This window comes from uncultured Sulfitobacter sp. (assembly GCF_947497275.1).
GTDB lineage: Bacteria > Pseudomonadota > Alphaproteobacteria > Rhodobacterales > Rhodobacteraceae > Sulfitobacter.
Genome location: NZ_CANMFS010000006.1, coordinates 274,007 through 292,607 on the forward strand (window position 1 = coordinate 274,007; position 18,601 = coordinate 292,607).

Consider the following 18,601-nt stretch of genomic DNA (forward strand, 5'->3'; position numbering starts at 1 on the left):
ATGAACGCAGCGCATTACGCTCATGCACCTTCAATGGCGTTGCCACTTATTGTCCTTCTGGTCGCAACGCTGTTCTATATCGCGGGCGCTTTACGCCATGGCGCTGGCTCTACCTTGACAACAACGCGCTGGCGTATTGGATCTTGGTGCTTGGGGGCCAGCCTTCTTGCAATCGGTCTACTGCCGGGTTTCCTACCGTTCCCGGATGGCGATGTCCGCCAGCATATGCTTCAACATCTCTTGCTCGGTATGGCGGCGCCTCTCGGGTTGGTCATGGCAGCCCCGCTCACAGTCCTGCTACGCAATGTCCCACCTGCTCAAGGGCGTGCAATCACTGGGTTTCTACAAAGCCGGGGGCTACAACTTCTGGCCAACCCTGTGGTTGCTTTGGTGCTTAATATCGGCGGGATGGCAGTGCTTTACTTCACACCACTGTACGAGATGATGATGACGTCGCCAGCGCTACACTACTTTGTGCATTTCCATTTTGTCGCGGCAGGCTGCCTCTATGTATGGGTCATTGCAGGTCCCGACCCAGCACCGCATCGACCCTCAGTTCCGACACGATTGGTCGTTCTGGGTATTGCAATCGTCCTTCATTCGGTAATGTCGCAGATGCTCTATGCTGGGATGTTCGTTACTTTGCAGGCGCCGACGTGGCAATTACAGCAGGCTGCCGAATTGATGTATTACGGTGGCGACATAACCGAGTTACTTTTGGCATTTGCTATGGTGAGCACATGGCGGCCCGCAAGAAAGCGTCTGGCGCGGAACCTTTAACGTGTGATGGCTTGGGTGTGATCCGAGATGGCAGTGGTCAGGCCCAGCAAAGACAAGCTTTCGCGATCAACTGGCCGCCGCTGTCGAAACCGATCCGGTTCTGCGCACCATCGCAGCCGCTCACACAGGACTTTGCAAAGCGACCTCCGACTTTAATCGCGCCTCGAAGACAAAATCCTGGAGTAACCCGATCACACGCCGCCTGATGACCATTTCGCACGTTGGTCCCATTGTATCGCTAAGCTTTGTGGCACTCGTCGACAATCCTGATCGGTTCGGCAAAACCTCCGAGGTCGGGGCATTCCTCGGCCTGACACCAAGGCGACATCAATCGGCTGAATTGGATTGGTCAGGCCGTATTCCGAAGTGCTGCGATGCCACGATGTGCGGGCTTCTGTCTCAGGAGGGGTCCTGCGTGATCAGACCGGTGAAGCGCTTCTCGACGTTGAAATCTTGGGCTGTTCGACCGGCTGGATGGCGCGGGTTGCGCAAAGCCGCTGTTGCCACAGCGCGCAAGATTGCCATGCTGATCATGTGAACATCATAAACCGACCCTCGATGGACGCAGGAAGCCAAAGCCTGACCATAATTTCCGCCGCAGGACAGACGGGTAGCGAAGTCCCGACGGGACGGAGGTTGATCGATCTCATAAAAACGGTTGGGGCGCGGCACTTGCTGCTCAACCCGAAAACGATATTGGAAACGATCCACCACCGAAAACCATCATGAGGCGCGCCACGCGACCACGGAGAGAACTATGACCCCGAACGGACAGCCCGCAATCCCGCTCGGCACAGCCGCAATCAGAGAACCAATATTCATGGTCTTCGCATATGGGATGCCTGACACCCGTACCGCGATCCGTCCAAAACCCTAAATACACCTTCTGAAAACTAAAGCAGGAACTAAAGTGATCCCGTATAGGTTGCAACTTAAGTAGTTGCGGGTGGCCGTTAGCGATGCGGATCAACCTGAATAGCAAGCCAGAAAGGAAAAATCATGGCCCAAACCCACACAGCACCTTCCCTCGTTTCAGAAGTTGAGCTCGATCGCGGGGGACGCACCGCATGGGGTGCAATCCTCGCCGGGTCGGTCGTGGGGCTTGCCATATTTGCGATGTTGAGCCTGCTGGGCATGGGCATTGGATTGACCGCTATAGAGGTGGACGCCAGTAACCCGATGGGTGTCGTGCCGACAGCTTCACCGATCTGGCTTTTCATCAGTCAGATCATCGCTCTCGGTGCCGCTGGCTATGTTGCCGGACGTCTTGCGGGGGTTTTGCACAAGGTGGGCTCGGTCCTGCATGGCGCAGCGGTCTGGGGCGTTGCAACCCTTGCGGCAGTCTGGTTGACCGTCAGTGCGGGTGCCGGTCTGTTCAACCTTGCGGGTTCCGCGCTCAGCGGGGCAGGCAATGCGATCTCGGCGACGGCCTCCGGCGCAGGCTCGGCTGTTCAGACGATCATCCCGGAAGACGTCAATCTGCCGGACCTAGCCGTCAGCCAAGTGGGACTGGAAGACCTGCCTGACCCGGTAGCATCGCGTCTTCGCGCAAATGGTATCACCCCGGAGAATTTCCAGGAGGAGGCTACAGAAGCATTTCGCAACGTGATCAGCCGTTCTGAACAGGCCCGTGCACGTCAGCTTGTCACGGGAACGACCATGGATATCATCCAGTCTCCGGGGGACGCCCGCGAAGAACTTTCAAGCTTGGCGGATAGCCTCGTCGGCGGTGAGAACGCTGTGTTGAATGAAGAAGACCGTGAAGAAGCAAAGCGGGTCATGCAGCGACGTCTCGACCTTTCTCCTCAGGAAGCCGAAGCCTATGTCGATCAAGTGCAGGCGCGTATGGAAGAAGTCCGGACCGACGCACAGCAAGCCATCGATGAGGCACAGGAAGCCTTGCAGAACGCACAGACAGCAGCAGTCGATGCGGCTGATGAGACGGTCGATGCAGTCGCAAGTGCCGCTTTATGGGCAGCCCTCGCTTCCCTGCTGGGCCTTCTGGCCGCTGCGGGTGGTGCCATTGCCGGACGCCCCGGTGATCTGGACTGAATATAATGCACCTCGATCGCTTGGCCTGAATGACGGGCCAAGCGACCACTTTATTGCCGACCCCGATATGTTTTCAGGAATGAAGCCTGACACTCGTTTCCAATTGCAGAGTGTGGATGTCGTTCGACCATAGAGGATTTGCATCGAGAGCAAGCGGAATTCTGCCAAAATCGACCCTGAACAAAGCTCCCCCGTATCTTTTGAAACAATCTGAGCACCGGGAAGTTGTTTACATATCAATCGCGCCAGCAGGCGCAGCCAAATCAGAAGAGGAGAACATCCAATGACTTTTCGGAAATTTGCCACTGTTACAGCCATCGCCTCCCTGCTTGCGGTCCCGGCTGCCGCCCAGATGTATGACGGATTTGACAGCAACGCAGGATATGACGGGTTCACCACCGGATTCAATGAAGCGGGCTATTACAATGCCTGGGACAGCGATTCCGACAACATGCTGAGCGACCGCGAGTTCGCCACCGGTATGTATGCCGACTGGGACTCCGACAATGACGTTCAAATCAGCAGCGACGAATACGCGGTTGGTGCGGAACGTTGGTATGGCGCGGATCATGACGGCGATTTTGATACACTGGACGAGGACAGTTCCGGCTATCTTGACCAGAGCGAATGGTCTGCTGGCTGGAACAATGATTACTACACCGCCTGGGATAGCGACAGCGATGGTCTGCTGAACAACGATGAATTCAGCACTGGCGTTTACAACACCGCCGATCTGGACGCTGATCAGTATATCTCTGTCGAGGAGGAAGGTTGGTTCGAGGGTTGGTTTGACGGCGACGATATCGAGGCCGAAGTCAAGGAAGTCGGCGACCTCTGGTAACCGACTACGTCTCATCCACCCGGAGGGCCGATCCCCCGGCGGTTGTGAACCTTGCGGGCAGTTACTGTTGATCGGACTATTCTGATTGGTAGTGGCTGCCCGCAAATCTTTGAGCACAAACAATATAGACGTGCGTTGGGTCGTATCTTGCAGCAAGAGAGTTCATCCCGATGATAATGACGGTTATAGTCGTATGCGTTGTGTCCGGCGCGCTTCTTTTGGGTGCGGCTTGGGGTGTTTTGTGGACACTGCCCCAAAAGCTGGAAGGGTTCCTGATCGCGGCGGCCGGGGGCGCATTGATCGTATCCGCGATGTCCGAGCTGATCGAACCTGCGCTCATGAAAATTTCTTTGGTGTCGGTCACCCTGTCGGTAGGGGCTGGCGCTTTGGTCTTCACAATTGTCGCACGCTTCATCAAAGAGAAGTTCGGTGAGGACAGTGGCGGCGGCCTTCTGGCGTCCGTAACCCTTGACGGCATCCCTGAAAATCTGGCGCTTGGCGTTGCGCTGATCGGTGCGGGACCGATGCAGATCGCGGCACTCGCAGGATCGATTTTCCTCTCGAATCTTCCAGAAGCGGCAGGCGGTGCAAAGGAAATGGTAAAAAACTGGCCCAAGCGCCGCGTTTTTCTGCTTTGGGGTATAACGGCTGTGCTACTGTCCGCTGCTGCCATCGCCGGCAACTTGCTCCTGTCGGACGTCGCGCCGGAATACCTTGCCGCTATTCGCTGTTTTGCCGCGGGCGCGGTCATCGCATCCCTGGCGACGACAGTGTTTCCCAAGGCCTACCAGGAAGACAGCTACGTTGCAGGAATTGCTACCGCCCTCGGGCTGCTTTTGGCACTGGCTCTGGGAGAGCTGGATGGTGGTTCCGGCAAACAGGAAAATGCTTCACAGTCAGTTCAGACCAGCAAGACAGCAAGCTTGCTTGAGGGGACGTTGGCGCTCCCTCGCGGTTCGACCACGTCGGACATCCAGCCTCTTCCTCGATGAACCGAACAACGGTTCGACGTCGCAAACGCGAAGCGGAAACCGAAGAAGCGGACGATATTCTGTGAGCGTTCCAATGAGGGGCAGGTGAGTGCTGGCCCATTTTATTCTTCGTTCACTACGAGGGTATGAAATCGCATCAAAGGGCACCAAACTCCACGCCGGCTTATAACTGCCATGCTTAATGTGTGCTGGAACCAAGAGATCTTTGGGAAGTTTTCTTCTTAGTGGAAACCATAATCATGAGGAGGTCCAAATGGATCATTCTAAACATACCCCCCTTCGCGCTGAAGAATTAAATGCTGCCAATCTTGAAGGAGCCGATGTCTATGGTCCAGACGACAACAATATCGGCAATGTCTCACATCTGCACGGCTCCGGGCAGAACGCTAAGGTAGTTGTTGATGTTGGTGGCTTCTTGGGCCTTGGCGCGAAACCTGTCGCGCTTGACCTATCGCGCCTGAATTTCATGCGCGATGAAAACGGCAAGGTTCACGCCACCACAATGATGACGAAAGACGAACTGAAGAACCTACCCGAACATCACGATTAATGGCGTATAGGCCGGTTGAGCCCTTCCCCGCGTAACGAGGCAACTGCGGGGATGCCCTGCCGGAAGCTTGTACGAGCTAGAGCGGATCGTAGGGCTGGCATGACCGAAGATCGCTACCCGGTTCCGAAGGTTGTTTGTTTGCTAGGGAAGACGGCGGCGGATATTAAGTGCAGTGGCCCGTCTTACCCCGCCGCCCTTAAATTTGTGCGAGTGCCCGGTTGACCTCGATCATGACGGTATCGTCCAGCTGACCGAAAACTTTCCGTAGCTTGTCCGTTCGGACTGTCACGGCCTGGCTCATCAAGATCTGTGATCGCATACGCAACCGGTTCTCCGTAAAAGGTTCGACCGTCAACCTCACTCCCAGCCATCTACATCGACTAAGGCGGCGTTTAGAAAATCGCTCGGGGTATCATCTGCGCGATCGGCTTTGGCTACAATTGCGACGTGCCGGCGGCACTCAACCTCAAAACCGGGGCGGCGGGTATGCCCGCAGAGCGAAGAATGCGGATTGTGCCAGTGTGCGGCGATTTCGGACAGGTGGGCCCTGAATCGCTCGACCAGAACTTCAGGAGTCATGCATACTTTATCGGTTGCACCAATACGTAATAAACCTCGGTTGATCAGGTGTTTGGCGACGGGGTTGACCCGTTGGGCCACGGCATCTTCAAGGGCGAGGGGGGCCATCATCCCTTCGGACCTTGCGATCCGAAGTAACAACCAAGCCTCTTCAGGTGCCAGATTCGTGTCGAGGTCGACGAAATACCTCGCAGCGCTTCGGTCCTGTTAGCCTTGATTGCGGTATGAGCGACGATGCGGCGCGTAGCTCGTCTAATGAGGTGGCATTGCGTGGCATGACAAAGCTGTCACCTATAACCGGGGCGGTCAGTGCAGTGCCAGCGGTCTCGCGCAGCAGGATCTTCTGCATCGCCCAAACAAGCACGAAGATCACGACAGCCAAGCCCGCTGCCGCCAGGAAAACCGGATGGAGCGCACCCGCACAGGCTGCGTGATAGTGCGAACGTAGGCTGTCGGGCAGCGCACTGATGGCCATCGGTGTCGTGGCCACGGCTGCATCTGGAGGCAGGGTGGTGACCATGAAGATGTAGATATAGGCAAGGTCGAGGAGTTCGTATTAAATACGGTCAATCGTTTCCGTACCCAGATCGGTTTTCGCTATATTCGCTTCGTCCGTTCTAGGCCCTCTTGCGGTCTTTAGCCGAGATATATGTATAGAACATCGGCACGACGAAAAGTGTGAACAGCGTGCCGATCACCAGCCCCGTGAAGATCACCAATCCCATTGCCTGACGTGCCCCGGCCCCGGCACCGGCGGCTGTCATCAGCGGAACCATTGCCACGGCAAGGGCAGCTGTCGTCATCAGGATCGGGCGCAGGCGCACTTTGGCGGAATCGACGATCGCCTCGCGGATCGACATGCCTGTGTCCCGGCGCTGGTTGGCGAACTCGACCAGAAGGATGCCATGTTTGGTGATGATCCCGATCAGGGTAATCAGGCCGACCTGCGTATAGATGTTCAGCGTCCCCAGCCCAAGATTCAGCGGTAGGATCGCGCCAAAGATCGACATCGGCACCGACATCAGGATGATCAACGGGTCGCGGAAGCTCTCGAACTGGGCGGCCAGCAGCAGGTAGATCACGATCAGGGCCGCGGCGAAAGCGACCAGAATGGTGTTGCCCTGTTCGACCTCCAACCGGGACTGTCCAGCATAATCGACGAAGAATGAATCGGGCAAGTCTTCGCGGATGATGTCCACCAGCGTCGCAAGCCCCTCACCCGTGGTGACCCCCGGCAACGGCAAGGCCGATAGCGTGGTCGAATTCAACTGGTCGAACTGCTCGATTGCCGCCGGGGCCGCATTGGTGGAAACCTCAATCACCGATGAAAGCGGAATGACCGCGCCGCTTGCCGAGCGGATGAAGTAATCGCCCAATTGTTCGGGATTCGATCGAAAGTCCTGCGGCACCTGAGTTATGACGTCGTAACTTTGGGAATCGCGGTCGAACTTGCTGATCGCGCCGCCGCCGACCAGCACAGCCAGTGTCGTACCGACATCCCGGATCGGCACGTTCAGCGCGGCTGCGCGTTCGCGGTCTATGGTAACGGTCACCTGCGGTGCGTCGAAAGACAGCGAATTCTGCACGACGATGAACCGCCCCGAAGCCTGTGCCTTCTGGCGGATTTCCTCGGCCACCTCATAGACCCGGCTGGAATTGTCCGTCGATTGCAGAACAACCGAGATGGGCAAGCCGCCCCCGGCCCCCGGTAGGGAGGGCGGGGAAAAGACCAGCGCCTCGACCCCGTCGACGCTGCTGATACGCGCCTGGATATCCTGTTGCACCTCTTTTTGGCTGCGCTCGCGGTCGCCCCAATCCTTGAGGGCCCAGACCGCAAATCCGGTGTTGGTCGCCCCACCCAGACCGACGATCGAGAACTTGTCGCGGACCTCTTCGATGTCGTCTGTGCGCTTCTCGACTTGGTTGGCATAACGGCTGGTATAATCGCTCGTTGCATAGCGCGGCGCCGTCATCAGAGAAAACAGCGCGCCGGCGTCTTCTTCCGGCGCCAGTTCGCCCGATGTATTGACGAACATGAAACCGGTCAAAGCCGTCAGCGCGACCACTACCAAAAGCGTCACGGGGCGGTAATCCAGTGACGTCTCAACCCGCCGCCCGAACCATTCCGACACCTTGTCCGATGTGCCATCGACGATCTTCTGAAACCGGCTGTGCGCACCCGCCTTGAGCAGACGCGCCGACATCATCGGCGTGATGGTCAGCGCCACGACCCCGGAAATCAGGACCGCACCCGCCAGAGTGAAGGCAAATTCGCGAAATAGCGACCCGGTCAGCCCGCCGGCAAAGCCGATGGGTACAAACACCGCCACCAGCGTCAGCGACATCGCGATAATGGGGAGCCAGATTTCCTGCATCCCCTTGATCGCAGCCGCCAGCGGTTCCATGCCATCCTCGATATGACGGTGGATGTTCTCCACCACGATGATCGCGTCATCCACCACAAGCCCAATGGCCAACACCATCGCCAGCAGAGACAAAAGGTTAATCGAATAGCCCATTACGGCCAGAAAGAAACACACCCCCACCAGCGACAGCGGGAGCGTGACCATGGGCATCAGGACAGAGCGGAACGATCCGAGAAAGAGCAGGATCACGACAATCACGATACCAACCGCTTCGGCGATGGTTTTGAATACCTCTTCGATGGAGGCGCTGATGGTTTCGGTCGAATCGTAGACCAGCGACACATCCATGCCTTCTGGCAGGCTGTCGCGGATTTCGGGCAATTCATCCAGCACCCCCCCCGCCACGTCCAGCGGGTTGGCTGATGGCGTGGGGAAGATGCCGACAAATGTACCGGCTTCTCCGTTGAAGCGGACCCTGGTATCGGTACTTTCGGCGGCCAGTTTCACGTCGGCGACATCGCGCAGCCGCACAACATCGTCACCCTGGCCTGAAATCGGCAGAGCGCCAAAGGCTTCTGGCGTCTGAAGTGTCGAACGCAAAGTGATGGAATACGTCACGTCGTCGTTCTGGGTCTTTCCGGGCGCCGAAAGGAAGTTGGACGCGTTGATCGCCGCCATGAGCTCAGCCGCGGTCACCCCACGGCTGGCAAGGCGCACCGGATCAATCCAGACCCGCATCGCGTATTTTGCGGCGCCGAGGATCTGCACTTCGGCAACGCCGTTGATTGTGGACATGCGGGGCCGGATAACCCTTTCGAGGTATTCGGTCAGTTCTTCTGGCGACATTTGCGGGTTCTGAAACGCCAGATACATGATCGCGAATTGCTGACCGGTGCCCTTGACGATCACCGGATCCTCGGCTTCGCCCGGCAGGGCACCCCGCACCTGTTGCACCTTGGACATGACTTCGGTCAGCGCGATATCGGGGTTGGCACCCAGTTCCATGTTCACCGTCACCGAAGACGACGACGGACGGCTGGCCGAGGTTACATAGGCGAGATTTTCAGTGGTCGAGACCGCCGAGGCAATGGGGGCGGTGATAAATCCTTGTATGAGATCCGCACTGGCACCCGGATAGACGGTGTTGATCGTAATGACCGTCTCTTCTACTTCGGGATATTGACGGATCGGCAGGTCAAGCAAGCCTTGCAGACCCAACAGCATGATAAGCGCGCCCAGAACCGTCGACAGGACCGGGCGACGGGTGAAAAGCTCTGGCAGGCTCATTCCGAAGCCTCCGCTTCGATTGCTTTGGAAACCTCGTTTGCATTCGTGTCAGGCGCAGCGGCGTTGCCGGCGTCGGCTGTGCCTACCTGTGGCGTGTTGATTGCGTCCGCCTGCGGTGTCTCAACCTTTTCCGCCTGCTGCGAGTCGCCGTTTTCGACAGAGGTTGCCTTGGTCAGGGTCACGGGGCCGCCATTCGACAACCTGTTCTGACCCGCAATGATGACCCGGTCGCCGGGTGCCACACCTTTCGTCACCTCGACCCGGTCATTCTGGCGCAGACCGGTTTCGACGAACACCTGCCGCGTGACGAAGCCCGCATCATCGCCTTCCTTGTCGTCGGAAACGACCTTGTAGACATGATCGCCGTAGAGGCTGGCCACCACTGCCGTTTGGGGCAGCGCAATCACCCCATCCGCCACCGGCAGGGAGATGCGGACGCGCACGAACTGACCGGGATTCAGCCCACTGTCGAAATCGTCCAGTTCGGCCCGGATAGACACCAGCCGGGTCACCGGGTCGATCCGCGGCTCGATCGCGGTGATGCGGCCGCGGGCCACAGCGCCCGCCTCGGACGTCACTTCGACCTGTTGACCGGCCTCGATGCGCGGGCGCTGTTGTTCGGGCAGGGAAAAATCGACCCGCAACGTCGAAGTGTCCTGAAGCGTCGCGATCGGCGCCCCGGTCGAGACGAATTCGCCGACTTCGACTTGCGGAATGCCTATCTCGCCGCCGAACGGCGCCTTGATGACCTTCTGGTCGATCTGCGCCTGAATCTGCTGCACCTGCGCCTTTGACGAGGTCAGGTTCGCCTGCGCTTCCTGCACCGCTGAACTGGCGGCCACCCCTCGTTCGCCAAGCGAGGTCACACGGTCCAGAGATTGTTGCGCCAGTTGCTGCGCCGCCATGGCCGCAGCCTTCTGCGCCAACTCGATGGAATCCGAAATCTTCAGCAGGACCTGCCCCTCTCCGACCGTCTCGTTGGCTCGGAAATTCACCTCGCGTACGATACCGCCCGCCTCGACCGATAATTCGATGCCTCGCGCCGCATAGACCGTGCCGATCGCCTCAAGCCCGGGCGTCCATTTTCCGGTGTCGGCGATGACTGTCGACACCGGCACAGCAGGCGCGGAACGCTTGGCAAAGATGTCCGCGATCATGTTGTCACGGTACATGTTGAAGCCCACGACGCCCACGCCAATCAGACCAAGGACGATAACGGCGAGAATGAGTCGTTTAACCATACGAAGTCCTGTCGATGTGGTGCCGGACCTGAGAGAGGCCTTGCGGCGGATGTGCGCTGCACTGTACCGTCTGGACGGTATTGTCAAGGAACGGACATGTCAAAGACCGTCACATCTTCGAAAATGACGACGCGCAACCGAATTGTCGCTGCGGCGCGCGATCTGGCCGCCGAACGAGGACCGCGCCACATCTCCATAGCAGAAGTGGCGGTCAGGGCAGGATTGTCCAAGGGCGGGGTGCTGTATCATTTTCACACCAAGGCCGACATGCTGGCTGCCATCGTCAGCTTTCACGTCGAACAGACCGCCATGCGGATTGAGCATCACATGCCGGTGACTGGACGGAATCGGCTGGCGCGGGCCTTGATCGCCGCGCATCGAGAGGAAAGACAAGAGCAAACGCCCACTTCGTCGGGGATTTTGGCGGTCCTGGCCGAACATTCCGACCTTCTGGACCCGGTCCGCCGCCATCAACAGACTATCCTCGACACAGTGCAGCGCGAATCAAACGACCCCGAGCTCGCGATGATCATGCTTCTTGCACTTGAAGGCATGCGTGCCTTTTCCCTGTTTGAATTCGACATCCTGGCGCCTGAGAAGGAAGAGGCACTTCTGGACCGGATGGATGATCTATTAACGGCTGCACTAATCCCCACCTGTGACGATCTCTCGGGAATGTGAACTACGCCTGGTCCAACTGTATAGGACGGCGGATATTCCTGCGATCTCGCACATCTGATTGACAGCACATCGTACTTGGTTCCGGTGCAGGACGGACTGGACATTCGGTAAGAGCTCCGGCGCTATGCCTTCAACCGTCGATTTCACATCTGACCCGATCGGCACGTCATCGGTGCTTTCACAGGCATGGCATCTCTCGCTTGCCAGATGTCGATGGCCCCTCTCACACATGCAGGCATGTGTTGCCGGGCAATGGACAAGCCGAAGCGACAGAAGTTCAAGCGGCACCCCATAGGCACGCCTCACCGACTTCATGGACGCATACAACTTCGCACGCAGCCAAAGACCCTCAACGGTCTCACGCCCTACGAATACATCTGCAAAATTTGGACTTCAGAACCAGATCGATTCAGCTGAAATCCGAGCCACTAAATGCCGGGACTGAACAACTAGAACTTCCCATCGTTCCACAAGACTTGTGGGAGGCCGCCAAAGCGCGCCAAGAGAGCCGCATAAACAAACAAACCAAACCGACTGCGTCTTCGCGTGAGTTGCAGCTCTCTGCAAGGAGTGACGGCTGGAGATGTCGAAATAGAGCTGCAAGAGCAAGCAGTCTGGATTGGAAAACCAACAGCTGACACCGACGAACTCGATGACGAAGTCCGACGCGCGATCAGCCGGGCATGGAAGCACCACGGCCTGCTGCCGCGACCAGAAGGATCAAACACCGTCGAGAAGACCTCAGCTTCGTTGCAAAGGTTCATTCGCGATCCTGACGTCGTCGCATGGGTCCAGCTCCGGGCCGACGGGAAGTGTGAGGCCTGCGAAAAGCCAGCGCCTTTCAAGCGCGATGTTGGTTCCGGATTTCTGGAAGTTCATCATGTGAAGACACTGGCGAGCGGTGGGCCTGACACCGTAGACAATGCAATCGCATGTTGCCCTAATTGCCATCGCGAGCTGCACTATGGAAAGAACAGGGGCACAATGAAACGAGACCTGTTCAGCAGAGTGCACCGGCTATTCAAACACTGAGTCCTGAAAGACGACAAAATCGGTAAAAGGCCAGTAATCAGGATCTCTGGTGAAAGCTTCTCAAAACCGCAGATGGAATGAATTATTCATTTCGAAACAGTAGTGAGTTCAATTTCCTGATATGCCTAAAGATATTCCCGCTTCCACCCGTGATGATGCCTCAAAGCTGTTGAGCTACTGGCGGGCCAGCGCTTCTGACAGCATGTTCGGCAAAGAGCGTTTCCGGATGACCGAGCTGAGACGTAACGCACGTCTGAGCTCGCATGCAATGGAAGCCGGTCGTCTTCCGCCGCAACCTGCCCGAGTATGCCAGCCAGCGGCGGCAGTATCAGGCCTGCACCTGGCTGCCAACCAAATGGGACTGGGTCGATCCGATGAAGGGCGCCTCGGCCGAAACCCTGCAGATCGAAGTTGGCCTAATATCCCGCACCCAAGCGATCTCCGAGCGCGGCTATGACGCCGAACCGGTCGACCGCGAAATTGCTGCCGAGCGCAAACGCGAACTGGCGATGGGCCTCGATTTCCGGCGGCCGGGATCGCCCGCGCAGGGGCCAGGAACTGCGGGCGGCAGTGACGACAAGCAGGATGGCGCGGAAAGCGACGGTACGCCGGAAGACACTGGAGACGAGCCCGACCCCAAGGATTAACCGTGATGCACCACGTGCAAATCGCCCAGCGGGCCTTCAACACGCCGCTGATGGTGGACCCTGCCAAGGCGCTGGCTTTCCTGTCCGGGCTGGGGCCGCGCATCACCGGGCAGGACATCACCTTTCAGGGTGTGGAGACCGATGCCGCCGATCAGGCCGCCGCCGCGCAGCCCGCCCACGCCTCGCTGTTCGGCAATTATCTCGCCCAGCGCCATCAGCACAATGGCAGCCAGCCCTACGCAGTGATCGACGGCATCGCGGTGATCGAAATCGCCGGAACGCTGGTGCATTGCGGGGCGTGGATCGGGCAATCCTCGGGCCTCACCTCCTATGAGGGGATCGCCGCCCAGATCGACGCGGCGATCGAGGATCCTGCGGTGCTCGGCATTGCACTCGATATCGACAGCTTCGGCGGTGAGGTCGCGGGGGCCTTCGATCTGGCCGATCGCATCCGGGCCGCCTGCGCGTAAAAGCCGTTGCAGGCCTTCGTCGCTGAACATGCGCTGTCCGCAGGCTACGTTCTGGCCTCCCAGGCCGACCGGATTATTCTGCCGCGCACCGGGGCAGTCGGTAGCATCGGCGTTGTGGCACTGCACACCGATATGAGTGCGGCGCTGGACCAGAAGGGTATTGCGGTCACACTGATCCATGCCGGGATCCACAAGATTGATGCCAACCCGTACTAGCCCCTGCCCGTGGCGGTGCACGACCAGATGCCGCGCGAGCTGGAGGTCGTGCGCTTCCTGTTTGCCGAAACCGTCACCGCCTTCGCCGCTGCTTCGCGTGACACGAATTCCACCAGCAGAAAGGGTCCACAGATGACCATTAACTCCACCGACACCCGAATTCGGATCAGATTGCCGATGCCACGCCGTCCGTCGCATCCATCGCACCGGGCACGCCCGAGCCGTCGGTCGCAGCGCCCGCGCCCACGCTTGAGGCACTTGCAACGGACGCCCCCGTGTTGGACGCCGACACAATTCGCGCCGAGGCGGCCGAACTGGCGCAGGTCTGCGCGCAGGCCGCCCAACTGGGTGTGGACATAGACGCCGCCGATGCCGTTGCGCGCAGGCTGAAACCTGAAGCCCTGCGCGCCCGCGCGCAGGCCGATCTTGCCTCGCGCGGCGATGCGGCAGGCATCATTGCCACTGCCACTGCCACTGCCACTGCCACCGCCACTGCCCCGGCTGCGGCGGCAGCGAAAGGCAGCCCCATCATCGCCGCAGCAAAGAAGGCCGCCACAGCCTCGCGCTGATCCCGCGCCGAACCCCCCAAACATGGAGACTGACCAAAGCCCGTCCTGACGGAACTGCCCAGCATGGGCGATGTTCTCAAATATGAGGTCAACCCGAACTACACCCGCGAGGTCGTAACCCTGCTGCAAGGCATGCCGTAATCTGTCGGCTCGTGCTCGGCCAGATCATGGCCAGCGGCAAGTACAAGCTGGCGACCAGCAGCGGCGCTGATGGCGCGCAGACCGCCAGCGCCGTCTCGCTCTACGCCGTCGACGCCACCCTTGCCGATCCGACCGGCATCCTCGTCGTGCGCGGCCCATCAATAGTCTCGCGCGCAGGCCTCGCCTATGACGGCACCGTCGATGACGCCGCGAAGATCACCACCAAAATCTGTCAGCTGGCCGCCGTCGGCATCATTGCCCGCGACGGCGTCTGATCCCGAACCAGCCCAGCGCATCCACATCCATTCCTCTTTCCTTCCGGAGCCCCCATGACCCCTGTCCGCAACCCGTTTGACGCTGGCGGCTATTCGCTGGCCGAGATGACGCAGGCCATCAACATCCTGCCCAACCTCTATACCCGCCGTGGCCAGATCGGCCTCTTCCGCTTCGAAGGCGTCAGCCAGCGATCGGTGATCATCGAGCAATATGAGGGCGTGCTGAACCTGCTGCCCTCGGTGCCTCTGGCTGGCCCCGCCACGGTTGGCACCCGCCAAGGGCGTGCCATGCGCAGCTTTGCCCTGCCGTGGATCCCGCATGACGATGTCATTCTGCCGGGCGACATCCAGGGAAGCTCGGCGCTGGGTATCTTCGATGCCGCCGACCCGCTGGTCGAGGTGATGAACCGCAAGCTGCAGCTGATGCGGCGCAAGGACGCCCAGACCCGGGAATACATGGAGATGAACGCCCTGCGCGGCATCGTCAAAGACGGGGCTGGGAACACGCTCGACAACTACTTCACCGAATTCGGCCTGGCAAAGATCTCGGTCGACTTCCTACGGGCACAGCAGGCACTAATGTGCAGGTCAAATTGCATGAAGTGCTGCGCGCGGTCGAGGACAACCTCTTAGGCGAGGCGATGTCCTCGGTCCGCGCCCTCGTCAGCCGTGAGTTCTTCGACAAGCTGATCTCGCATCCGAAGACCGAGGAGGCCTACAAGTTCTACGCCGCCACCGGCGCGCAGCCGCGGCGGGAGGATATGCGCCGCAGCTTTCCCTTCGCGGGCATCGTGTTCGAGGAATACTCGGGCACCGTCACGCTTTCGACCAACGCCAGCGAACGGCTGGTCCCTGCCAGTGAGGGGATCGCCTTCCACTTGGGCACGATGGACACTTTCACCACCTTTGGTGGCCCGGCCAACCTGCTGGAGGCTGCCAATACCATGGGCCTGCCACTCTACGCCCGCCAGCATCTGGACGAGAAAGGCCGCCGGATCGATCTGATGACGGAAGCCTCGATCCTGCCGATCAACAAGCGGCCGCGTATCGCGATCCGCCCGCATACGTCGAACTGACCGGCGCGTCATGACCGCATTCGCTACCGCTATAGACGGGATCTATGCCAACCCGTCCATGGCGGTGGCCGCATTGTGAATTTCGGCCAGCACCTCCGAAGAATGCAGCATACGGGTCGTCCGAAAAGGGCCGGATCGGATTGCCGAATTCGGATCCGCGCGCCTCTTGTCTGACACGACCACCATAGATGCCCAGGTGGTAGACCTCTCCGATCCGCGTCCGGGCGATCTGATCGTGATCGGCATCGACAGCTTCACGATCCAGGGAGAGCGTGTGCGTGACAGCGACCACCTGATCTGGATGTTGGACCTGCGGCCATCATGAAGCTGAAGCTCGACATCGATCCCGACATCGTCGCGATGATGGCAGCGGAGGTTGCGGGAGGCGAACGCACCGTGTCTGCTGCTATGCGCGAGGCCGGAACCGGGCTGAAATCCGACTGGCGAGGACAATTCACTGGCGCAGGGCTTGGTCGACGGCTTGCGAACTCGATCCGCAACCAGAACTTCCCGCTGTCGGGCGCAAGCCTCGATGCGGCGGCGCTGGTTTGGTCCAAGGCACCGGTGATTGTCGGCGCGCGCGATACTGGACCACTGATCCGCTTGAAGGACGGCTTCTGGCCTGCGATTACACCGGTCGCCGCCGCCAGAAGTCAGGACGACACCTTCTCCACGATCAGATGCGGTGCGCTATCCGATGTTTTTCGATGGCTGCGTCCGTCCACATCAAGGGTTCCACGGATGCGGCGACGCCAGTTCGAGAAGCTCTCAAACCGAACGGTATCAACCGGCTGATCGAGCTTGATCTCTACATGATGATGCCCTGCCGGTCCTGACAAGGCAACGATTTCGCCGGTATAGGCTTGCCCCAAATAATACCCGGCAACCCGATCGCCGAAGGCAAGCTCGGGGAGCACGTTTTGCCGGGTGAGCCGGGCATGCAGCGTATTCCAATCTCGTGCGCCGTGTTGCCGGGCAATAAGTTCAAGGGCCTGCGCATGACTGACGACAGTGCCCCTGGCTTGCAGTGCCTGCCGGAGAGCTTTGGCCTGTGCCTTAACGGCATCGAGCGATGGCTGTGTCATGATCTCTCCTTGGCAAGTAGTGTCGTGGGAGTTGCGTCGAATACGCGGCCTCGAAAAATGATCGTCAAAGCCACGAGAAGCACGGCCGCATCTGCGACAGGAAACGCAAACCAAAGGCGTGGAAGCCCAGAGTGCGCGTTCAAGGCGACAATGAGCACAGGCGTCAGAAGCCAGGGTTTTACCAGCGTCAGAATTGCGGTTCGCAGCGGATGCCCCATCGCTTGAAAATGCATGGCAATGACGAGGATCGGCCCGGTGACGGCGTAGAGCGCTGTCATGGGGCGCATGATTGCGCCAACTGCCGTGATGACCTCCTGATCTTCGGAAAACAGCGCACCGAGCGTTTCACCTGCCAGCATTCCAGTCAGTGCCACACTCAGGCACCACAGAAAAGCGCACCCTATGGCGAGCCGCAGGGCCGCGCGCGCCCGGTCCATTCGGCCTGCGCCGACATTGTTCCCGGTGATGCTCTGGGTGGTCAACGCGATGACCATCTGCGGCAGGAAGGCCAGACCAAGGACGCGCGTCACCACCCCGTAGGCCGCGACATAAGTGTCGTGATCCGCGGCGGTGTTGCCGATGGCAAGGAGGACGGTGCTGGCCACAAGCGCCATTCCGATGAAGCTCAGGCACAATGGCAGACCCAATAAGAGGATCTGCCGCCATCCTGTCAGCCAGCTTGCGTGCCGGATCGCGCTGAGGGGCAAAAGAGCCGGATTGCGTTTGCGCACCAACAGAAGCAGCGCCAAGCCGAATGTCTGCGCCGCCACCGTTCCGATCGCTGATCCTGCGATTCCGAGATCGAGGATCACGATCGCAATGTAGTTTGCCGCCACGTTCAGCAGGTTCACGAGCACCGACAGCAACGCGATGTGAACTGCTCGCCCCTCGTTGCGCAAGGCATCAGCGTGCAGGCCCAGACCGAATTGCACAGGCGAACCCAGGATCAGGATCAGCAGATAATCCCGGGCAGGCCCCGCGACGGCTTCATTGCCAGTGGCGAGGAACGAAACGATGCCCGGGCCTAACGTCAGTGCGCTGAGGATCACGGCCACACTCATGACGAGAACCAGCCCGTGCGCACCCGCAAAAACAGCGCCCGCCTCGCTTCGCGACCCCTTGCCCAGATGCCGGGCCAGAAGGCTCGACATGCCGCCACCTGCCAGAGTGGTCAGTGCCGTCAACAGCATGACCACCGGAAAGGCCAGGCTGACGGCGGCAAGAGCCTGGGCACCGATAAAACGCCCCACAAATATCCCGTCGACCACGTTCAGCAGGCCGCTTGTCGACATGACCACCGCCATGGGAATGGCGTTGGACAGGAACAATCGTCTGATCGGCAGGGTCAGAAAGGGGTTTTCAATTATATTGGCAGCGCGCCCGACAGACATCGCTCACTCCTCAAGAGAGGCATTTCGGATCGGGAGGGGGCCTGCATTACCCACCTGCGAAATGCTTCGAGGGTGAGATGTCGTCTTGCTTCGGGCTACACCGTGACTCGCGTCTGCAGGCGGCAGGTGCCCGGCACCTTGACGCTAAGATACGAGGAACCCGCCTTTAAGGCAATATGGGGCACTGATGGCACTTCATCTTTTGTTCCCTCGCATATGAGGCGCGCGAACCCCCGTGCGGTCGGTTTGGGCTGATTTTGTTGAAAAACTATTCCTTGATCCGAGGGCAAGTCGCTGATTCAATTCCTGTAGTGAACGGGAGGATTGGCA

At 59.2% G+C, this 18,601-nt stretch carries 19 protein-coding genes and 6 pseudogenes; 17 read left to right on the top strand and 8 right to left on the bottom strand.

Features of this window, described 5'->3' with window-relative positions:
* Entirely contained in the window at window positions 1-780 is a 780-nt protein-coding gene (locus tag Q1A06_RS14400) for a cytochrome c oxidase assembly protein (protein ID WP_299564950.1), read from the top strand.
* Between the two features lie 205 nt (window positions 781-985).
* Window positions 986-1,105: pseudogene (locus Q1A06_RS21060) on the top strand (transposase); the annotation flags it as partial.
* Window positions 1,106-1,179: 74 nt separating this feature from the next.
* Here the strand turns inward: Q1A06_RS21060 and Q1A06_RS14405 are convergent.
* Window positions 1,180-1,491 (bottom strand): hypothetical protein, encoded by a 312-nt coding sequence (locus Q1A06_RS14405; RefSeq protein ID WP_299564953.1) that lies wholly within the window; start codon window positions 1,489-1,491, stop codon window positions 1,180-1,182.
* A 288-nt stretch (window positions 1,492-1,779) separates the two neighbouring features.
* Here Q1A06_RS14405 and Q1A06_RS14410 point away from each other — a divergent pair, with 288 nt between their 5' ends.
* The 4 genes from Q1A06_RS14410 (at window position 1,780) to Q1A06_RS14425 (ending at window position 5,215) form a co-directional block, all read left to right on the top strand.
* Complete coding sequence (locus Q1A06_RS14410; protein WP_299564956.1) at window positions 1,780-2,832, top strand: hypothetical protein; 1,053 nt, start codon at window positions 1,780-1,782, stop codon at window positions 2,830-2,832.
* Window positions 2,833-3,115: 283 nt separating this feature from the next.
* Complete coding sequence (locus Q1A06_RS14415) at window positions 3,116-3,673, top strand: hypothetical protein (protein WP_299564959.1); 558 nt, start codon at window positions 3,116-3,118, stop codon at window positions 3,671-3,673.
* Window positions 3,674-3,849: 176 nt separating this feature from the next.
* Window positions 3,850-4,665: a zinc transporter gene (locus Q1A06_RS14420; RefSeq protein WP_299564962.1), complete on the top strand. Its 816-nt coding sequence runs from the start codon at window positions 3,850-3,852 to the stop codon at window positions 4,663-4,665.
* Between the two features lie 253 nt (window positions 4,666-4,918).
* Complete coding sequence (locus Q1A06_RS14425) at window positions 4,919-5,215, top strand: PRC-barrel domain-containing protein (RefSeq protein WP_299564965.1); 297 nt, start codon at window positions 4,919-4,921, stop codon at window positions 5,213-5,215.
* A 196-nt stretch (window positions 5,216-5,411) separates the two neighbouring features.
* Here Q1A06_RS14425 and Q1A06_RS14430 read toward each other — a convergent pair whose 3' ends face one another.
* From Q1A06_RS14430 to Q1A06_RS14450, 5 genes are all read right to left on the bottom strand, one after another.
* Window positions 5,412-5,516 carry a hypothetical protein gene (locus Q1A06_RS14430; protein ID WP_299564967.1) on the bottom strand — a complete coding sequence of 35 codons (105 nt, stop codon included), beginning with the start codon at window positions 5,514-5,516 and terminating at the stop codon, window positions 5,412-5,414.
* A 56-nt stretch (window positions 5,517-5,572) separates the two neighbouring features.
* Window positions 5,573-5,905, bottom strand: a complete 333-nt coding sequence (locus tag Q1A06_RS14435) for an antitoxin MazE-like protein (RefSeq protein ID WP_299564969.1) — start codon at window positions 5,903-5,905, stop codon at window positions 5,573-5,575.
* Between the two features lie 40 nt (window positions 5,906-5,945).
* Window positions 5,946-6,314 carry a hypothetical protein gene (locus Q1A06_RS14440; protein ID WP_299564971.1) on the bottom strand — a complete coding sequence of 123 codons (369 nt, stop codon included), beginning with the start codon at window positions 6,312-6,314 and terminating at the stop codon, window positions 5,946-5,948.
* 97 nt (window positions 6,315-6,411) lie between these two features.
* Window positions 6,412-9,447: an efflux RND transporter permease subunit gene (locus Q1A06_RS14445; protein WP_299564973.1), complete on the bottom strand. Its 3,036-nt coding sequence runs from the start codon at window positions 9,445-9,447 to the stop codon at window positions 6,412-6,414.
* The gene (locus tag Q1A06_RS14450; protein ID WP_299564975.1) at window positions 9,444-10,688 is read right to left on the bottom strand and encodes an efflux RND transporter periplasmic adaptor subunit; all 1,245 of its coding nucleotides are present in this window, start codon (window positions 10,686-10,688) and stop codon (window positions 9,444-9,446) included. The genes Q1A06_RS14445 and Q1A06_RS14450 overlap by 4 nt, the downstream gene beginning before the upstream one ends.
* Before the next feature lie 123 nt (window positions 10,689-10,811).
* Here Q1A06_RS14450 and Q1A06_RS14455 point away from each other — a divergent pair, with 123 nt between their 5' ends.
* The 11 genes and pseudogenes from Q1A06_RS14455 to Q1A06_RS14490 all read left to right on the top strand — a co-directional run.
* Window positions 10,812-11,369 (top strand): TetR/AcrR family transcriptional regulator, encoded by a 558-nt coding sequence (locus Q1A06_RS14455; protein WP_299564977.1) that lies wholly within the window; start codon window positions 10,812-10,814, stop codon window positions 11,367-11,369.
* A gap of 301 nt (window positions 11,370-11,670) precedes the next feature.
* A pseudogene (locus tag Q1A06_RS14460) lies at window positions 11,671-11,786 on the top strand (IS481 family transposase); the annotation flags it as partial.
* Between the two features lie 153 nt (window positions 11,787-11,939).
* Window positions 11,940-12,401 carry an HNH endonuclease signature motif containing protein gene (locus tag Q1A06_RS21065; protein ID WP_366523530.1) on the top strand — a complete coding sequence of 154 codons (462 nt, stop codon included), beginning with the start codon at window positions 11,940-11,942 and terminating at the stop codon, window positions 12,399-12,401.
* A gap of 293 nt (window positions 12,402-12,694) precedes the next feature.
* Window positions 12,695-13,048: pseudogene (locus Q1A06_RS14465) on the top strand (phage portal protein); the annotation flags it as partial.
* 5 nt (window positions 13,049-13,053) lie between these two features.
* Window positions 13,054-13,518: a hypothetical protein gene (locus Q1A06_RS21070; RefSeq protein ID WP_366523531.1), complete on the top strand. Its 465-nt coding sequence runs from the start codon at window positions 13,054-13,056 to the stop codon at window positions 13,516-13,518.
* 6 nt (window positions 13,519-13,524) lie between these two features.
* Window positions 13,525-13,734: a S49 family peptidase gene (locus tag Q1A06_RS21075; RefSeq protein WP_366523532.1), complete on the top strand. Its 210-nt coding sequence runs from the start codon at window positions 13,525-13,527 to the stop codon at window positions 13,732-13,734.
* Between the two features lie 275 nt (window positions 13,735-14,009).
* Complete coding sequence (locus tag Q1A06_RS21080) at window positions 14,010-14,303, top strand: hypothetical protein (protein ID WP_366523533.1); 294 nt, start codon at window positions 14,010-14,012, stop codon at window positions 14,301-14,303.
* Between the two features lie 63 nt (window positions 14,304-14,366).
* Window positions 14,367-14,719: pseudogene (locus Q1A06_RS14475) on the top strand (head decoration protein).
* A gap of 54 nt (window positions 14,720-14,773) precedes the next feature.
* Window positions 14,774-15,795 (top strand): annotated as a pseudogene (locus Q1A06_RS14480) (major capsid protein).
* 166 nt (window positions 15,796-15,961) lie between these two features.
* The gene (locus Q1A06_RS14485; RefSeq protein WP_299564979.1) at window positions 15,962-16,120 is read left to right on the top strand and encodes a hypothetical protein; all 159 of its coding nucleotides are present in this window, start codon (window positions 15,962-15,964) and stop codon (window positions 16,118-16,120) included.
* Window positions 16,117-16,449 (top strand): annotated as a pseudogene (locus tag Q1A06_RS14490) (DUF6441 family protein); the annotation flags it as partial. The gene Q1A06_RS14485 and the pseudogene Q1A06_RS14490, both read left to right, overlap by 4 nt.
* Here Q1A06_RS14490 and Q1A06_RS14495 read toward each other — a convergent pair.
* Both Q1A06_RS14495 and Q1A06_RS14500 read right to left on the bottom strand, forming a co-directional pair.
* The gene (locus Q1A06_RS14495; protein WP_299564980.1) at window positions 16,449-16,880 is read right to left on the bottom strand and encodes a glyoxalase superfamily protein; all 432 of its coding nucleotides are present in this window, start codon (window positions 16,878-16,880) and stop codon (window positions 16,449-16,451) included. The pseudogene Q1A06_RS14490 and the gene Q1A06_RS14495 overlap by 1 nt on opposite strands.
* On the bottom strand, window positions 16,877-18,271 hold the full coding sequence (locus Q1A06_RS14500) for an MATE family efflux transporter (RefSeq protein WP_299564982.1): 1,395 nt from the start codon (window positions 18,269-18,271) through the stop codon (window positions 16,877-16,879). The genes Q1A06_RS14495 and Q1A06_RS14500 overlap by 4 nt, the downstream gene beginning before the upstream one ends.
* Window positions 18,272-18,601 lie beyond the last annotated feature (330 nt).